17 protein-coding genes are annotated in these 16,812 nt (G+C 38.8%); 14 read left to right on the forward strand and 3 right to left on the reverse strand.

Annotated elements, in window-relative coordinates:
* Nucleotides 1–6 precede the first annotated feature (6 nt).
* From oppC to IGL31_RS00155, 7 genes are all read left to right on the forward strand, one after another.
* A complete protein-coding gene (oppC, locus tag IGL31_RS00125) occupies nt 7–918 on the forward strand; it encodes an oligopeptide ABC transporter permease OppC (protein WP_047928056.1) in 912 nt (303 codons plus the stop codon).
* A gap of 10 nt (nt 919–928) precedes the next feature.
* Nucleotides 929–2,017: an ABC transporter ATP-binding protein gene (locus IGL31_RS00130; RefSeq protein ID WP_002292656.1), complete on the forward strand. Its 1,089-nt coding sequence runs from the start codon at nt 929–931 to the stop codon at nt 2,015–2,017.
* Nucleotides 2,007–2,936, forward strand: coding sequence for an ATP-binding cassette domain-containing protein (locus IGL31_RS00135; protein WP_086299948.1), 930 nt, complete (start codon nt 2,007–2,009; stop codon nt 2,934–2,936). Before IGL31_RS00130 ends, IGL31_RS00135 begins: the two co-directional genes overlap by 11 nt.
* A 126-nt stretch (nt 2,937–3,062) precedes the next feature.
* Complete coding sequence (locus IGL31_RS00140; protein WP_025480016.1) at nt 3,063–3,494, forward strand: HIT domain-containing protein; 432 nt, start codon at nt 3,063–3,065, stop codon at nt 3,492–3,494.
* A gap of 272 nt (nt 3,495–3,766) precedes the next feature.
* The gene (locus IGL31_RS00145) at nt 3,767–4,792 is read left to right on the forward strand and encodes an FUSC family protein (RefSeq protein ID WP_086299947.1); all 1,026 of its coding nucleotides are present in this window, start codon (nt 3,767–3,769) and stop codon (nt 4,790–4,792) included.
* Between the two features lie 297 nt (nt 4,793–5,089).
* Nucleotides 5,090–5,968 carry an acyltransferase domain-containing protein gene (locus tag IGL31_RS00150; RefSeq protein WP_025479233.1) on the forward strand — a complete coding sequence of 293 codons (879 nt, stop codon included), beginning with the start codon at nt 5,090–5,092 and terminating at the stop codon, nt 5,966–5,968.
* 475 nt (nt 5,969–6,443) lie between these two features.
* Nucleotides 6,444–6,560 carry a putative metal homeostasis protein gene (locus IGL31_RS00155; protein ID WP_002288644.1) on the forward strand — a complete coding sequence of 39 codons (117 nt, stop codon included), beginning with the start codon at nt 6,444–6,446 and terminating at the stop codon, nt 6,558–6,560.
* A 696-nt stretch (nt 6,561–7,256) separates the two neighbouring features.
* Here the strand turns inward: IGL31_RS00155 and IGL31_RS00160 are convergent.
* On the reverse strand, nt 7,257–7,874 hold the full coding sequence (locus IGL31_RS00160) for a CPBP family intramembrane glutamic endopeptidase (RefSeq protein WP_081156560.1): 618 nt from the start codon (nt 7,872–7,874) through the stop codon (nt 7,257–7,259).
* Nucleotides 7,875–8,108: 234 nt separating this feature from the next.
* Between IGL31_RS00160 and IGL31_RS00165 the strand changes: the two genes are divergently transcribed.
* Nucleotides 8,109–8,306 carry a hypothetical protein gene (locus tag IGL31_RS00165; RefSeq protein WP_081156559.1) on the forward strand — a complete coding sequence of 66 codons (198 nt, stop codon included), beginning with the start codon at nt 8,109–8,111 and terminating at the stop codon, nt 8,304–8,306.
* Nucleotides 8,307–8,389: 83 nt separating this feature from the next.
* Here IGL31_RS00165 and guaA read toward each other — a convergent pair whose 3' ends face one another.
* Nucleotides 8,390–9,955 carry a glutamine-hydrolyzing GMP synthase gene (guaA, locus tag IGL31_RS00170; protein ID WP_002298578.1) on the reverse strand — a complete coding sequence of 522 codons (1,566 nt, stop codon included), beginning with the start codon at nt 9,953–9,955 and terminating at the stop codon, nt 8,390–8,392.
* A gap of 58 nt (nt 9,956–10,013) precedes the next feature.
* Nucleotides 10,014–10,937, reverse strand: a complete 924-nt coding sequence (gene coaA, locus IGL31_RS00175) for a type I pantothenate kinase (protein WP_002288627.1) — start codon at nt 10,935–10,937, stop codon at nt 10,014–10,016.
* A 195-nt stretch (nt 10,938–11,132) separates the two neighbouring features.
* On the opposite strand from coaA, the gene IGL31_RS00180 reads away from it, so the two are divergent.
* The 6 genes from IGL31_RS00180 to IGL31_RS00205 all read left to right on the forward strand — a co-directional run bounded on the left by IGL31_RS00180 (nt 11,133) and on the right by IGL31_RS00205 (nt 16,777).
* On the forward strand, nt 11,133–11,738 hold the full coding sequence (locus IGL31_RS00180; protein WP_002304012.1) for a class I SAM-dependent methyltransferase: 606 nt from the start codon (nt 11,133–11,135) through the stop codon (nt 11,736–11,738).
* A 305-nt stretch (nt 11,739–12,043) separates the two neighbouring features.
* Nucleotides 12,044–13,060: a LacI family DNA-binding transcriptional regulator gene (locus tag IGL31_RS00185; protein WP_002291103.1), complete on the forward strand. Its 1,017-nt coding sequence runs from the start codon at nt 12,044–12,046 to the stop codon at nt 13,058–13,060.
* Nucleotides 13,061–13,200: 140 nt separating this feature from the next.
* A complete protein-coding gene (locus IGL31_RS00190) occupies nt 13,201–14,502 on the forward strand; it encodes a pyrimidine-nucleoside phosphorylase (RefSeq protein WP_002289207.1) in 1,302 nt (433 codons plus the stop codon).
* Nucleotides 14,503–14,547: 45 nt separating this feature from the next.
* Nucleotides 14,548–15,210 (forward strand): deoxyribose-phosphate aldolase, encoded by a 663-nt coding sequence (gene deoC, locus IGL31_RS00195; protein ID WP_086299946.1) that lies wholly within the window; start codon nt 14,548–14,550, stop codon nt 15,208–15,210.
* 20 nt (nt 15,211–15,230) lie between these two features.
* Nucleotides 15,231–15,629, forward strand: a complete 399-nt coding sequence (locus IGL31_RS00200) for a cytidine deaminase (protein WP_002298572.1) — start codon at nt 15,231–15,233, stop codon at nt 15,627–15,629.
* A 65-nt stretch (nt 15,630–15,694) separates the two neighbouring features.
* Nucleotides 15,695–16,777: a BMP family lipoprotein gene (locus tag IGL31_RS00205; RefSeq protein ID WP_002289203.1), complete on the forward strand. Its 1,083-nt coding sequence runs from the start codon at nt 15,695–15,697 to the stop codon at nt 16,775–16,777.
* Nucleotides 16,778–16,812: the final 35 nt, after the last annotated feature.

Raw genomic sequence — 16,812 nt, forward strand, 5'->3', positions numbered from 1 at the left:
GAACAAATGAACGAATTCATTTTTGTAGAAACGAATTCGTTAGCTTCAGAAAAAATTGATACGCCGAAGTATTCGTATTGGCGTTCGGTCATGCGTAAATTCTTTTCAAATAAAGTAGCGATTTTTATGCTGATACTGATGCTGGCTGTCTTATTGATGAGCTTTATCCAGCCATTATTCAGCGGATATAAATTTATGGATGTAAAAGATATCAATGATTTTACGAAACGCTATAATCCACCAAGTGCAAAATTTTGGTTTGGTACAGATGCTAACGGCATGTCCTTATTCGATGCAGTTTGGGCAGGGGCGAAAACATCGATTTCCATCAGTGTCATTGCTACATTGATCACTACAGTTATTGGTGTAGTAGTAGGGGCGATTTGGGGAACATCTAAAGCAATTGACCGTTTCATGTTGGAAATTTACAACATCATCTCGAATGTGCCAACTTTACTGATCGTCATCGTTCTCTCGTATACGTTTGGTTCCGGATTTTGGAATTTGATTTTTGCGATGTGTGTGACGAGCTGGCTGAGCGTAGCTTACTTTATTCGGGTACAAGTCATGATCATCCGCGACCGCGAGTATAATTTAGCCTCAAAAACACTAGGAACACCGACATTGCGGATGATTTTTCGTAATATCCTGCCTTATTTGATTTCTATCATCGTTACAGATGTATCTAGAGCGCTACCTTCGTTTATTTCATATGAAACCTTTCTTTCATTCTTAGGCGTTGGGTTAAGCAGTGATGTTCCTTCCCTCGGACGATTGATCGCAAAATATACGAATAACATGAGCAATTACCCTTATCTTTTCTGGATTCCTGTGACTGTACTGGCGTTAGTTTCTGTTTCTTTATACATCGTAGGACAAACTCTTGCAGATGCGGCAGATCCAAGAACACATATTTAGGAGGCAAACAATGGAGAATCAAACAATTTTATCAGTAGAAAACATCTCGGTCAGCTTCCATGTTCGTCACCGTGAATTAAAAGCGATCAGAAATGTCTCATTAGAGCTAAAAGAAAAAGAAACATTAGCCATCGTTGGTGAATCAGGATCAGGAAAATCTGTTCTGACAAAAACATTCACTGGGATGCTGGAACAAAACGGCAATATCACTTCAGGAACGATCCGCTATAAAGACAAGATATTAAGCGAATTGAAAAAGGATGAAGAATGGGAAGATATTCGGGGAAAAGAAATCGCGACGATCTTCCAAGATCCTATGACTTCACTGAATCCTATCAAAACAATTGGCTCACAAATCTCAGAAGTCATCATCAAACACCAGAAGAAATCAGCGAAAGAAGCGAAACGCTTAGCTGTCGAATTGATGGAAAAAACAGGAATCCCTAATGCGGCAAAAAGATATGATGAATATCCTTTTCAATACTCTGGTGGGATGAGACAACGGATCGTCATTGCTATTGCATTGGCTTGCCGACCTAAAATCTTGATTTGTGATGAACCGACAACCGCTTTGGATGTAACGATCCAGGCACAAATCTTGGAACTAATCAAAGAGCTTCAGGAAGAATATCAATTCACAACGATTTTTATCACCCATGATTTGGGCGTTGTCGCGGCTATAGCAGACAAAGTAGCTGTTATGTATGCTGGACAGATCATCGAAAGCGGAACAGTTGAAGAAATTTTTTATGATCCAAAACATCCCTATACATGGAGCTTGCTTTCTTCTTTACCACAATTAGCACAAAAAGGAGATGTGCTTTACTCTGTACCAGGAACACCACCTTCTTTATATAAAGATATCCAAGGAGATGCTTTTGCGCCTCGCAGCGCCTATGCGATGAAGGTCGATTTTACTAGTGAACCGCCTATGTTCCAAGTATCCGAAACCCATTTTGCGAAGACTTGGCTGCTGGATCCTCGTGCACCGAAAGTACTTAAACCAAAACAAATCGAAAATCTTCATGAAAAAATGATTGCTTTGGCTGCAGAATTGGATAGTGAAGAACAAGACGGGGGGAAGCAAGTTGTCAGCTGATAAAAAAACTTTGTTAACTGTAAAAGATTTAGAAATCACTTTTGGAGAAGGAAAAAGCAAATTCATAGCTGTCCAAGACGCCAACTTTGATATTTATAAAGGAGAAACGTTCTCTCTCGTAGGAGAATCTGGTTCAGGCAAAACGACGATTGGCAGAGCAATCATTGGATTAAATCCGACAAGCAAAGGGGATATTCTCTTTGAAGGGAAAAAGATCAATGGTCCCTTGTCGAAAAAAGAACAAGCAGAAAAAATCCGTAAGATCCAAATGATATTCCAAGACCCATCCGCATCGTTGAACGAACGGGCAACAGTAGAATATATTATCTCAGAAGGCCTCTATAATTTTAACCTTTTCCACTCGGAAGAAGAACGTTTGGAAAAGGTGGCAAAAATCATCAAAGAAGTCGGACTACTTCCAGAGCATATGTACCGCTATCCTCACGAATTTTCCGGCGGTCAAAGACAACGGATCGGAATCGCTCGTGCATTAGTGATGGAACCTGAATTAGTCGTAGCGGACGAACCAATCTCTGCTTTAGATGTTTCGATCCGTGCGCAAGTGTTGAACTTACTGAAAGATGCACAAAAAAAACGAGAAGTGACATATCTTTTTGTCGCTCATGATCTATCAGTCGTACGTTTTATTTCAGATAGGATCGCTGTGATCAGACAAGGACATATTTTAGAACTAGCTGAAACGGAAGAGTTATTCAACCATCCGCTTCATCCATATACAAAGGCATTGCTTTCAGCTGTGCCCATACCAGATCCTATTTTAGCAAGGAAAAGAAAATTGCATGTGTATGATCCTAGCATACACGATTATACAAAAGACGGTCCGGTTTTCGAGGAAGTACGCCCCGGACATTTTGTATACGGGAATCAAAAGGAATTAGAAGCGTATCGAAAATTGTGAGATCTGCAGTTTGACTGAGCACCGAAAGTCAGGTGATCAAACATGATAGTTAATCGATATTTTGGTAAAAGCAAGGGGAAGACAGAGAAGTCTTACCCCTTCTTAGTCCACAAAGGGGTGGATGAATTGGAGGATTGTTTATTTTGTAAAATAGTGAATGGAAGATTACACCGAAGAAAAATAGTTGAGAGTGAAAATATTCTTGTGTTTTTAGATAACGCAGGAGATGTCGATGGTCATATGATCGCTCTAGTCAAAAAACATCGGGTCAATTTAATTGATTGCGAGCAAGAACTATTTATCGAATTGATGAACGTCATTCGATCAGTTTCTCTTCATTGTGTCGAAAATTGCGGTTTTGATGGCGTCAATTTGATCAAAGCAGAAGATGAGACAGTAGAAGAACATGTCTCTCACCTTCATTTCCATATTATTCCTAGAAAGAAACAAGATGGGGTGGATGCTTGGCCCTTATTTACCGGCGCGATGAATGATTTAGAGACTATGCACCAGCTTCTTGATATGAGACAAAGGACAGGAGAAAAATCCAGTGCATAAAAGAGAAGAATATACGCTCTTAGATACGATTCATTCGGTTTTTAATAAAAAAAGATAAGGTAGCGAGTTGCTTGGAAAACTTGCTATCTTTTTTATGTCAAAACGACTCGGAATGTTCGTGTTTTGTTCTAATTTCTCCAAGTTGTTTACTTTTTGATACTAAGTTTATGAAAAATCAAGAAATAGTTGTTATACTAGGTAATGCTGATAAAAGAAGCTGACATTTCATCTTGGTTCAGCTTTTTTTCCAATTACTAGGAAGGAGGGATAGATTGTTCAAGACTTATTTTCGTTTCAATAAAATACAAGATAATCCTTTTCGTATCATGAACCTGATGCTACTTATCTTTATCGTATTATGGTTAGGTTACATAAATCATGACTTTTTGATTTCAAGTTTTTCATCATTAGGAATCTTTACTTTTTTCTATTATCAAAACATACCGATGAAATCTTTGTTGAAACGTATGTTTTTGATCGGTTGTGGACTGTTGGTTGCTTTCGTTTTGGGGATCTTATCGACTTATGTTTTATGGCTTGAACCATTTGCCGTAGCTTTGGTTGCTTTTTCCAGCAGATTCGTGTTGCGATTATTCCATATTTCTAAACCAGGTGGCTTGTTTTTTGCGATGCTTTCTGCCATGGGAACGAGTATGCAGCTGCCGATCGTCCAATTGCCAATCGTCTCACTTTATTTTTTTATGGGCGTCGTTTTTGCACTGATTGCGGCAGTGATTACAAAATTACTGGATTCACGGCCTGAGCAGACAATTGAAAAAGCAACTTTAAAAGATAGATTTCACGAAGAGCCTTTAGTGATCATTGATTCTGTTTTCTACAGCGCTGCCTTATTTCTTTCCGTTTATGTCAGTCACGGCTTGAATCTGCATAATCCTTATTGGTTGACCTTGTCATGTGCATCGATTTTGCTAGCAGAAAACTTGGATGCGATGAAGCATCGACAAGTCCAATATCTGATTGGATCGATGGGTGGGCTATGTGTGTCGGCATTCTTGTCATTTGTGCCGTTTACGCAGTTGCAGACCATTTTTCTGATCACTTTTCTATATGGAATCGCACAATTTCTAGTTGCTAGAAATTATGCAGTTGCTAATATTTTTCTTAATCCGATGGCGTTGATGCTATCTACACTTATTCGTGGAGCATACTTGATTTCTTTGATCGAATATCGTTTTTTAGGGATCGTCATAGGAAGTTTCATCGGTTTAGGTGTTGCGTGGGTAATGACGGTTGGTTTGCAACATTATTTAACGGTTGTTCGTCAAAAATTAGAATAGAAGGACAAATATATGTGCCAAAAGAGGTTATGACAAGATTTTTGTCACAACCTCTAATTCAAGGTGTTCAAAAGCCAGATTCTCAGCATTAAGTCAAATTCACACAAAAATGTGGAAAGGAACTTTCAAAAAATTTTGTTTATGATGGTAACTGAATAAACTTTCCTGAGATGGTCAATGCTTTCCTTGAAAGTCTTACAGATATTCTTTCTTCATAGAAAGTTTAAGTTTTATAGTTAGTGTACAATAAAAGTATGTTTATACCATATGGTGTCCGGATAATCAGTCATTTAAACAATGAGGTTCAAAGATATGAAAAGGGGAAATTTGATGAAGAAAATAAGCAATGAAATCCAAATTCTGGCAGAAACTTTAACTCTTCCCAAAGTCGTTATAGAGCAAATGATTGTACAAGCAAAAAACATCCTTGATGAGGTGTTTGAGCAATATAGTCATGAACTAATGGATCCTAATAAAGCAAAGGCGACTGCAAAGAAAATAGACAAAGTCTATGAAGAGGAACCTTTTGCAGCATTAGCTATTTATCTATATGCAGCTTCTCAAAGTTGGAAAAAAATTTATCAACCATTGAAGATTCCAAGAACTATCTATTTGGCAACAATGAATGCTTTTACTAGATTTATTCATGAACATTTCCAAGTAACAGGAAGCTATCGCTTTGACCGTGGTTTTTGGATTTGGCATTACACTAGTGGCTTGATCTTTCGGATTGGTGAATTGGAGTACGAAATGACATATTTTCCGAAAGGGTACACGGATCTAAGATTAGAAGGAAAGCAGTGCCTTTCTCTTCATATTCCTTCCGATGCAGATTTATCTCAGAATAAGATAAGAGATAGTTACGAAAGTGCCATTCGTTTTTTTGAACTTTATTTTCCTGATTACCATTACCAAGTGATGTACACAGATACTTGGTTACTATCACCCAATCTTACTAAATGGTTGAAAAAAGAGTCAAAAATCTGTCTTTTTGCAGCCGATTATCGATTATTATCAGTTGATAAACAGGACGATAGTGGAGTCCCTTGGATCTTTGGACGAGTAGATGCCCAAATACATGATTATCCAGAAAGTACGAGTTTACAGCGACAAGCAAAAAAACAATTGCTTGCAGGCGAGCACATTGGCTCTGGCTTAGGTATTCTTACTTCATAAGTTTAGTACTTCGAAATAGTTTAAAAGAGCGTGGGACAAAAGTAAAGAACACTTTTGTCTCACGCTCTAAACACGTATAAACGGCGGAAGCAGAAGCAACTCCTTCGGAAATAAGAAGAAATTCACAAAAATTTGAAAAGCAATTTTCGTGAATTTCTTCTTATTTCTTGGAGTTAAACGCTTCTGTCCCAGCCTCTTTTTTAGTGTTCTATCGAACAAACAGTACGTTCAATAGGTAAACTAGCTATAACAATAGATATTAAAGTTAACGGACAAGAGGGCCTTTTTTAGGTAGCTAAAACGTAATAATGAAAATTTATTTCTAGAGATAGGAGTCAATCAGCTAGTCTGATCGACTGTTTTAACAAGTTGACTTTCTTTTTAACTTTTGATACCATTTAAAACACAAATCGTAATTGTTTCGATTTGTGTTTTTTAGCATGACTACAATCAAAGAAGAAAGTGGGTCGTCCATATGGAAAAAACAGATATCTCAAGTGCATACCGCCGCTTGAAAAGTCCAAATATCAAAACACGAAAACGTGCGCTGAAGATCATCAAAGATGTGAAACGGAATAGTGGGAAAAGGTAAGAAGAAGGAAACTTAATTAAAAAAATAGCCGAAAAACGTTTTTCGGCTATTTTCAATAATCGGTTTTTGTGTAAGGTTTCCGAAAGAACTGCTGTTGATTTTCCATTTTTAACATATGATAAATTGGTAGAATCTTTCTTTTCAAATTGATACCATTCCCTAATTCCAGTTATATAGTTAACTACAGAACCACAAAGCACGTACGTTTATAAAAGTATTATCTGTAGTTATTTTTCAATTCCCTTTCAACCTCTTATTTTGACCAGTAGTATTGATCACTTTACCTTTTAACACCTTTGTTCGTTTTTGAAACATTTTTAGTTCCATTCTGTCACGATAGAAGGTTGGTTACAAAAATAAAAAAAGAACCGCGAATCCCTTAATTATCAAAGGATTCACGGTTTCTTTTATTATTCCCACTCGAAAGATTTGTTGAAAAATTGAAACTGGAATCCTTTAGTATCAACGTTTAAGAGAGTTTGGATTTGAAATATATTACTTAAATATTATGAATGGCTACCAAAATAGCTACCAGTGATTTAATAAGATAACATTCGTTCGTTATTCGTTTTGAAATAGGAATTTAAATCTTATCTATGAACTAAAAACACCGAGATGGTGGGAAGTAGTTAATCTAGTACAAAATCCTTGTACTAAAAGAGACTGTTAAGCAGTCCTATAACAATCTCGTTATTGTTATTTCAAAACAAAAATAATCATTAATGAGCTCACGACATTTGATAATCCGTGGATAATCCAACTTGGATAGATAGAGCCTAAAGCAAGTTTCTCATCAATCCAACAAAGAATGTAACCAATAACTCCAGTAAATATCCCAATCAAAACAATGACAAAAACATTTAGCCCTGCACTTACAAGTAGAGCAACATGAAGAATTCCAAATAATATTGCTTGTATCAAATTCCCCTTTATAAACCCAAACTTTACGATGAACCGTTTTGCTAAGAAACCACGGAACAATAATTCTTCGGTCAGTGACGTTTGGATGAACGCATACACAAGGATTGAAAGTGTAGTCCATACATTGAGCACCGTAAACTTCCCATTCGCGAGAATTGATGGATCAGGTAATGCTTTCAATATCAAAAATCCAACGGCACAAAAAGCAAGCAATGAGCCCACACTGTACCCCAAAATCTTGTTTATATTTCCTTTCGGTGCCTTAAATCCAAGATAGTCAGCAAATTGACCACCCATTGGTTTTTCTCTAATAGTCCAGAAAATCTTCAAGATTAACCAGATTACACCAAATTGAACTAACGCAGATAAAACTTGTGAAATAAATTCTCCCATTAGTTCTCTCACCTCCTGTTGCTTTTGAAATAATTATAACACAGGGGTAGTTATAAGTAGTAGAACAACAAGGAACGCCTTTTCACCCGCTTCTCAGTCGGTTCAATATCCTAGCCACTGTCGTAATTGGCGACTATTCACCCGTCAATCTTTATGCCAAATGATTATCCACTCCGGTCAAACTCTTTTACTTTTCACTAAATAAGGTGAATATAAAAAGAACAAGCAAACCCTTTGATTATCAAACAACGATTAGGACATTCAGATATTCAAATTACCTTGAGTGTATATAGCCATCTCTATCCAAATGTTGATGATGAAATAGCTAATCAACTAACAGGGGGAATAAACATCCAAACAGCAACTGAAAGTTTATCTAAATGGGGCGGAAATCAGAACTTTAAACGAAGTGAATTGAACGAGAAAAAGTAATATGGCTACCAAATTGGATACCAGCGACAAAGAAAAAAGCTAACAAACTCTTTAATACCAAGGGTTTGTTAGCTAATTTTATTCTATTCCCACTCCACTGTTGCTGGTGGTTTAGAAGTGATGTCATACACGATACGGTTGACGTGGGCTACTTCGTTTACGATACGTACAGAGATTTTTTGCAAGACTTCCCATGGGATACGGGCAAAGTCAGCGGTCATTCCGTCGATTGAAGTTACAGCACGGATACCGACTGTGTAGTCGTAAGTACGTCCGTCACCCATAACACCGACAGAACGGATCCCTGGAAGAACAGTGAAATATTGCCAGATATCACGGTCAAGTCCAGCAGCTGCGATTTCTTCACGCAAGATAGCATCAGATTCGCGTACGATTTCTAGCTTGTCTTCAGTGATTTCGCCAAGAACACGAATACCAAGACCAGGACCAGGGAATGGCTGACGCCAAACGATTGAATCAGGCATGCCTAACTGAGTCCCTAATTCACGGACTTCGTCTTTGAATAATGTGTTTAATGGTTCGATCAATTCAAATTGCATATCTTCTGGCAGTCCGCCTACATTATGGTGAGATTTGATCGTCTGTGCTGTTTCTGTACCAGATTCGATAACGTCAGTATACAACGTTCCTTGTGCTAAGAAAGAGACGCCTTCTTCACCAGCAAGTTTTGTTGCTTCATCATCAAAAACATATACGAATTCATTCCCAATGATTTTACGTTTTTGTTCTGGGTCAGATACACCTTTCAACTTGTCTAAGAAGCGATCTCTTGCATCGACTTTGATGATGTTCAAGCCGAATTTTCCGCCTAGACTTTCCATTACTTGTTCCGCTTCGCCTTTGCGTAGCAGACCGTGGTCAACAAAGATAGATGTCAATTGGTCACCGATCGCTTTTTGTAAAAGAACCCCAACGACACTAGAATCAACGCCACCTGAAAGACCAAGCAAGACTTTTTTGTCACCAACTTGTTCACGGATTTTTTCTACTTGCATATCGATAAAGTTATCCATTGTCCAGTTACCTTCACAGTGACAAACATCAAAGGCAAAGTGGCGCAGCAATTCGATTCCGTATTCGGAATGACGTACTTCTGCATGGAATTGGATACCATAAAAATTACGTGTTGTGTCTTGGATAGAAGCAATCGGACAATCTTTGCTTGTTCCGACTGTTTCAAAGCCTTCAGGAACTTTAGTTACCAAGTCACCATGGCTCATCCATACTGTTTGTTGTTTTGGTGTTTCTTTAAACAAGACAGCTTGATCGCTTGTTACTTCTAACAAGGCTTTCCCATATTCGCGGTTTTTAGCAGGCTCTACGGAACCGCCAAGTTTGTACGTGATCAATTGCATACCATAGCAAATCCCTAATACAGGAATACCTAAATTGAAGATCTCAGGATCGATCCCAAATGCATTCTCATCATATACACTGTTTGGTCCGCCAGAAAGAATGATTCCCTTTGGATTCATCGCTTTTACTTCTTCTGCAGTAATGCGGTGGCTCAATAATTCGGAAAAGACTCCAAGATCACGAATACGTCTTGTGATCAATTGGTTATACTGACTACCGTAGTCTAATACGATAATCTTTTCAACGTTCGTCATATCGGCAACGTTTGTCAAATTTATTACCCCTATCCCTTTAAATTTTATCTCAAAATAGTCAAACTATTTTAAAATGCTAATATTTTCGCATGAAAATCGAATCGATGATATGATTTTCAGTTTTATGGAGAATTATATCGGCTCTTCCTCGTGTAGGCAAGATATATTCCTGTAAATTTTTCAAATTCACATTTTTCCATACATCTTTTGCCATTTTAAAGGCTTCTTCACGATCTCCGATAGCAAAACGATAATAATAATTCTCTGGATTTTGGAAAGCCGTATCCAGTAACGCACCAAAACGATCCAAATACCATTTTTCGATCAGCACGGGATCGGCATCGACATAGACAGAAAAATCAAAAAAGTCGCTGACGTAGATTTGCTGATTCGCAGGTAATTGAAGCGTATTGATCCCCTCAACGATCAAGATATCAGGTTGCTGGATCAATTCGTACTTGTCTGGAATGATATCATACACATCATGTGAGTAAACAGGTACTTTTATCTCTTCCTGACCAGATTTTACACGGTTCAAGAAATCGATCAGCATCTCCATATCATAACTTTCAGGAAATCCTTTACGGTCCATGATTCCACGCTCTTTTAATATACGATTTGGATAAAGAAATCCGTCAGTCGTGATCAGCTGAACGTTTCTTCGTTTGAAGGTACGAGACAAAATCGTCTGCAGCAGTCTGGCTGTTGTACTTTTTCCAACGGCTACACTTCCGGCGATCCCGATAATAAAAGGCGGTACTTCTACGTATTTATGAAGAAATAAACCTTTACTCAAGAACAAAGATTCAAATTCTTTCATATAAAGATAAATCAGATGAGCAAGAGGTACATAGATATCTCGAACATCCTGCATGGAAATGCGGTCATTCAAACTTTTGATATTATCTAGTTCATCTTGTGTCAAAGGTGCTTGCCCATTACGATAAAATTCTCGCCATTCTTCTCTTGCCACACGGTAGTAGTTCATTGGATCATTCATATTAGCCTCCTGCGTTCTCCCATCAATGGAACTATTTTAACACAAAATAAACGCAAACCCCACCACTTAAGAGAGATTGCCGATCTTTTTGTATAATCTTTATAATAGAAAGAAACGGAGTCTTATTCTTGACTTGCGCACGGATACATAAAAGGATAGACTGTTGTCATGAAAGAAATGAGAAGGATGGAAGACATGACAAATCATTACTATTCTGAACGCCCAGATACGGCGCACGATTTTGAACAATGGGCTTTTGAGTTAAAAGGCAGAACCTTTCAATTTGTAACAGATTCTGGTGTATTTTCACGTGAAACAGTGGATTATGGTTCACGTGTCCTGATTGATGCTTTCGATTGGGAAGAGTTACCTGATGAAGGAAAGATCTTAGATGTGGGATGCGGGTATGGACCGATTGGGTTAGCTTTGGCATTTGCGACACAGCGGTTTGTTGAAATGGTCGACATTAATGAACGAGCGGTAAGTCTAGCACAAGGAAACGCAAAGCGTAACCAAATCGAACATGTTGATATCCATCAATCGAATATCTATGAAGCAGTTCATGAAGAAACCTATGCAGCTATCGTAAGCAATCCGCCGATCCGTGCTGGAAAAAAAGTTGTACATGAAATTTTGACAGGCGCATATCCTCGGTTGAAGAAGGGCGGTACACTGACAATTGTGATCCAGAAGAAACAAGGAGCGCCGAGTGCGCAAAAGAAAATGGAAGAAACATTTGGTAATGCAGAAATCGTCACAAAAGATAAAGGATATTATATCATCAAAAGTGTGAAAGAATAACTAGCTGAAAAATAGTGGAGCGACGAAAGAGTGGAACTGGGCGTACATATTACATATATGGTACGCATCAGTTCTTTTTTATTGATGACTTTTTTAATCAAGGAACTATCTTTTCTTAAAAAAGAAGTAGCAGAATCATGTTTTTTTACGATAAAATAAATAAGATACAGAACTTGTATAGAAGGCTGCCAAGTTGGTAGATAAAGGAGATTTTTATCAAAAAACATACTTTCCTTTTTTCTCTATTCTTTTCTTGGGGGTTTTGGTACACTGATAGGGAATTTAGATAGAAGGGAGCCAATAGGATGAAGCTGACCATCAGAGATATCGCAGAAATGGCAGGCGTATCAGTAACAACTGTCTCACAGATTTTGAATAACAAAGGAAGCAGATTTAGTGATAAGACAAGAAAAAAAGTGTTGTCGATCGTGAATGAACATCATTATAAACCCGATTATTTCGCTTCAAATGTGATCAATCGACATTCAAAGACCATCGGAATGATCGTCCCTGATGTCACTGATTTCTTCTTCTCCAAACTGATCGAAGGTGTAGAGAGCTATTTGAATCCTTTGGGCTATGTGATCATGTTATGCAATTCTCGTCATAGCCAAGAAAATGAGATCAAGTATTTACAAGAGCTTTCCCACCGCTCAGTGGACGGAATCTTGCTGGCCACACCAAATATTTTACCTGAGAAATACGCATTAGACAGCGGATTTTATCAAAAAATGCCAATCATTTTAATCGATCGCGGATTGAATCGTCGGGATAACGGACGGCTTATCGTAAAGGAATATGAGGGCGCCTATCAAGCTGTTTCGCTGTTTATTGAAAGTGGCCATACGAAGATCGGCATGCTGAAGGAAACCACTGGATACTATCAATTAGAAGAACGTTTCAACGGATATCGTCATGCGCTGAAAGATCATGGCCTGCCTTTTAATGGGAAATTTGTTGAACATGGAGAGTTGACTGTTCAAGGTGGATATACTGCATCAAAAAAATTACTCAAACATAAAGATATCACGGCTATTTTTTGCGGGAATGATGCCATGGCGATCGGATGCTATCAGGCAATCGATGAATTGGGCAAAAAAATCCCAGAAGATATCTCAGTCATAGGATTCGATGGATTAAAGCTGTCAGAATACATGATTCCGCAATTGACGACAGTGCAGCAGCCAAGTTTTGATATTGGATTTTATGCTGCACGTTTCCTGATCGATACGATCGAATTTCCTCAAAGAAAAGTTCCGAACAAAGTGTTCGAAACAAAATTAATTATTCGTGAGAGCGTAAAAGTATTGACAAAGGGCTAACTCGGCGGTATATTGCTTATGTAAGCATTTACAAAGGCGAGTTAGTGCTTTTTTTATTTTTAGTAAACCAGTTTACTAAAGTGGTTTACCTTTCCTAAAAATAATGTATAATACCGAATGAAGACAAGGAGGATCAGGCAATGCGAATGGTGGATCTGATTGAAAAAAAGAGGGATGGAAACGAGCTGTCGAAAGAGGAAATCGAGTACATCGTCACAAACTATACGAATGGAAAGATTCCAGATTATCAAGTCAGTGCATTATTGATGGCAATTTTTTATCAAGACATGACAAATGAAGAAATCACGAACTTAACATTGGCGATTGCTAATTCTGGTGATGTCATCGATTTGAGTTCTCTTGAAGGAATAAAGGTAGATAAGCATTCGACAGGTGGCGTTGGTGACACGACCACATTGATTTTAGCCCCCCTAGTAGCTAGTGTCGGAGTGACAGTGGCTAAAATGTCTGGACGCGGTCTAGGTTACACAGGTGGTACACTAGACAAGCTAGAAGCAATTCCCGGATTTCAGATCGAGCTTTCGGATGAAGAATTTGTACGCATTGTTAATGAAAGTAAAGTAGCGGTAATTGGTCAATCAGGAAACTTGGCACCGGCGGACAAAAAATTGTATGCCTTGCGTGACGTCACAGCGACCGTTGATTCTCTTCCGCTGATTGCCAGTTCGATTATGAGTAAAAAAATCGCGGCAGGAGCAGATGCAATCGTTTTGGATGTGACCACTGGAGACGGTGCTTTCATGAAGAACATCGAAGATGCAAGACGTCTGGCAAAGACCATGACGAGCATTGGGAAACTGGCTAACCGAGAAACAGTGGCGGTTATCTCAGATATGTCAGAACCTCTTGGCGAAGCTATCGGAAATAGTCTAGAAGTTGTCGAGGCAATCGAAACATTACAAGGAAATGGTCCAGAAGATCTAGTAGAAATGTGCTACGCCTTAGGAAGCCAAATGGTTGTTCTTGCTGGCAAAGCTAAGACAACCGATGAAGCAAGAACGTTGCTTCAAGAAGCTCTGGAATCAGGTAAAGCGTTAGCAAAATTCAAAGAAATGATCCAAAATCAAGGGGGAGACCCAGCGATCGTGGAACATCCAGAACGAATTTTGACTGCACGCTACACAATGGAGCTTCCTGCTAAACAAAGCGGAGTTGTGTCAAAAATCGTGGCAAATGAATTAGGAATTGCTGCAATGATGCTAGGTGCTGGGCGTAAAACCAAAGAAGAAGATATTGATCACGCTGTTGGATTGAAACTGCATAAAAAAATTGGTGACACTGTGACAAAAGGTGAGTCACTATTGACGATCTATAGTAACGACGAAGAAATCACTTCTGTCATTGAATTATTATATAAAAATATTGAAATTGGTGAATCGGCAATGAAACCAACGTTGATTCATGACATCATCACAGAATAAAGGAAAAAAGCGGACTTTACCGTTTTAAAGAAAAGGGGAAAAGAAATGGAACTAAACCGAATGATCGACCATACTATTTTGAAAGCAGACGCATCTAAAGAAGCTGTGATGCAAATTATCGAAGAAGCAAAAAAATACCATTTTTATTCTGTCTGCATCAATCCAGCATGGGTTGCGCTAGCGAAAGAACAATTACAAGGTGAGCCAGTAGCCGTATGTACAGTAATCGGGTTTCCTCTAGGAGCAAACACACCCGAGACAAAAGCATTTGAAACAACAGATGCCATCAATAACGGTGCAGATGAAGTCGATATGGTCGTCAATATCGGTGCTTTGAAATCAAAGGATGATCAACAAGTCCAAAAAGATATCGAAGCAGTTGTTGAAGCAGCAAAAGATCGTGCGCTTGTCAAAGTTATTATTGAAACATCGTTATTAGATAGAGAAGAAATCATCCGAGCTTGCGAAATAGCAAAAGCTGCAGGCGCTGATTTTGTCAAAACATCAACTGGTTTCTCAACAGGCGGAGCAAAGGTAGAGGATGTCCGTTTGATGCGTGAAACTGTAGGACCAGAAATGGGTGTCAAAGCTTCCGGCGGTATCCATAACGAAGAAGAAGCAATGGCAATGATCGAAGCTGGTGCTACAAGAATCGGAACAAGCGCAGGAGTAGCAATCGTATCTGGTTCAACTGGTGAAGGCTATTAATTTTTTCAAAGGAGAAGCTCATGGCAGAACTCAAACAAGAATGGATCAACACAGCTATTGAAGCGTTAGATAAAGCCTATGTTCCTTATTCCCATTTTCCGGTAGGCGCTTGTCTCGTAACGGAATCAGGCAAGATTTATCAAGGCATCAACATTGAGAATGCATCATTTGGATTAACGAATTGTGCCGAGCGCACAGCTTTTTTCAAAGCAGTATCTGAAGGAGAAAAAACATTTACGCATCTAGTCGTAGCGGGGCACACCCCCGATCCTATCTCTCCTTGTGGTGCATGTCGACAAGTAATGGCAGAATTCTGTTCCCCTGATATGCCGGTTACGCTAGTAGGAGACAATGGTGTGACGAAGGCAACGACCGTTCGTGAACTGCTGCCTTATGCATTTACTGAAAAAGATCTATAACTCATGTTCATTCAGTCAGCTGACTGTTGAAAAATAAAACAATTATTTTAGGAGGCTTTACAGAAATGAAAAAAGCAAAATTATTTGGTTTAGGTGCTGTCGCACTAGCAGCAGGGTTATTTTTAGGTGCATGCGGCAACAACGGCTCTACTGATTCATCCGGTGGCAAAAGCTCATCAGACACAACAACTGCAGCATTGATCACAGACACAGGTGGTGTAGACGACCGTTCATTCAACCAGTCAGCTTGGGAAGGACTAGAAAAATGGGGGAAAGATCAAGGACTTTCACGAGGAAATGATGGCTTCCAATATTTCCAATCTTCAAATGAATCAGATTACATCCCAAATATTGACCAAGCATTGAATGCTGGATTCAAAACGATTTTTGGTATTGGTTATAAACTAAAACCAGCGATCCAAGAACAAGCAACAAACAATACAGGTACGAACTTTGTTATTATCGATGATGTCATCGATGGATTAGATAACGTTGTATCTGCAACTTTCAAAGACAACGAAGCTTCTTATCTTGCAGGTGTTGCAGCAGCTTATACGACTGAAACAAACGTAGTCGGCTTTATCGGCGGTGTAAAAGGTGAAGTAATCGATCGTTTTGATGCTGGATTCAAAGCCGGTGTTGATGCAGGTGCGAAAGAATTAGGAAAAGAAATCAAAGTATTGAATCAATATGCTGGTGACTTCTCTGCTCCAGATAAAGGACGTTCAATTGCTCAAGGTATGTATGCACAAAACGCAGATATCATCTTCCATGCTTCAGGCGGTACAGGTAACGGTGTATTCCAAGAAGCAAAATCATTGAACGAATCAGGCGACAAAAAAGTTTGGGTTATCGGTGTTGACCGCGACCAATCAGACGAAGGCGAATACACATTAAACGGCGAAAAGAAAAACTTCACATTGACATCTACACTGAAAGCAGTTGGAACAGTAGTAGAAGATTTGGCACAAAAATCAGCGGACGGTAAATTCCCTGGCGGCGAACACACTGTTTATGGATTGAAAGAAGACGGTGTTGGTCTAACAGAAGGACAACTTTCTGACGAAGCGAAAAAAGCAGTTGATGAAGCAAAAGAAAAAATCATTTCAGGTGACGTAAAAGTTCCAGAAACTCCTGAAGAAAACTAAAACCATTTCTATAGCCTTGTTAGACACATGTTTGA

Source organism: Enterococcus sp. MSG3290 (assembly GCF_050555565.1).
GTDB classification, from domain to species: Bacteria; Bacillota; Bacilli; order Lactobacillales; family Enterococcaceae; genus Enterococcus_B; species Enterococcus_B faecium.

Excerpts from the sequence above, each read along its gene's own strand:
- IGL31_RS00130 (WP_002292656.1), top strand. The coding sequence starts at position 929 with ATGGAGAATCAAACAATTTTATCAGTAGAAAACATCTCGGTCAGCTTC.
- IGL31_RS00155 (WP_002288644.1), top strand. The coding sequence starts at position 6,444 with ATGGAAAAAACAGATATCTCAAGTGCATACCGCCGCTTGAAAAGTCCA.
- coaA (WP_002288627.1), bottom strand. The coding sequence starts at position 10,937 with ATGAATGATCCAATGAACTACTACCGTGTGGCAAGAGAAGAATGGCGA.
- IGL31_RS00205 (WP_002289203.1), top strand. The coding sequence starts at position 15,695 with ATGAAAAAAGCAAAATTATTTGGTTTAGGTGCTGTCGCACTAGCAGCA.
- IGL31_RS00150 (WP_025479233.1), top strand. The coding sequence starts at position 5,090 with ATGAGGTTCAAAGATATGAAAAGGGGAAATTTGATGAAGAAAATAAGC.
- IGL31_RS00190 (WP_002289207.1), top strand. The coding sequence starts at position 13,201 with ATGCGAATGGTGGATCTGATTGAAAAAAAGAGGGATGGAAACGAGCTG.
- IGL31_RS00160 (WP_081156560.1), bottom strand. The coding sequence starts at position 7,874 with ATGGGAGAATTTATTTCACAAGTTTTATCTGCGTTAGTTCAATTTGGT.
- IGL31_RS00185 (WP_002291103.1), top strand. The coding sequence starts at position 12,044 with ATGAAGCTGACCATCAGAGATATCGCAGAAATGGCAGGCGTATCAGTA.
- oppC (WP_047928056.1), top strand. The coding sequence starts at position 7 with ATGAACGAATTCATTTTTGTAGAAACGAATTCGTTAGCTTCAGAAAAA.
- deoC (WP_086299946.1), top strand. The coding sequence starts at position 14,548 with ATGGAACTAAACCGAATGATCGACCATACTATTTTGAAAGCAGACGCA.
- IGL31_RS00200 (WP_002298572.1), top strand. The coding sequence starts at position 15,231 with ATGGCAGAACTCAAACAAGAATGGATCAACACAGCTATTGAAGCGTTA.
- IGL31_RS00180 (WP_002304012.1), top strand. The coding sequence starts at position 11,133 with ATGACAAATCATTACTATTCTGAACGCCCAGATACGGCGCACGATTTT.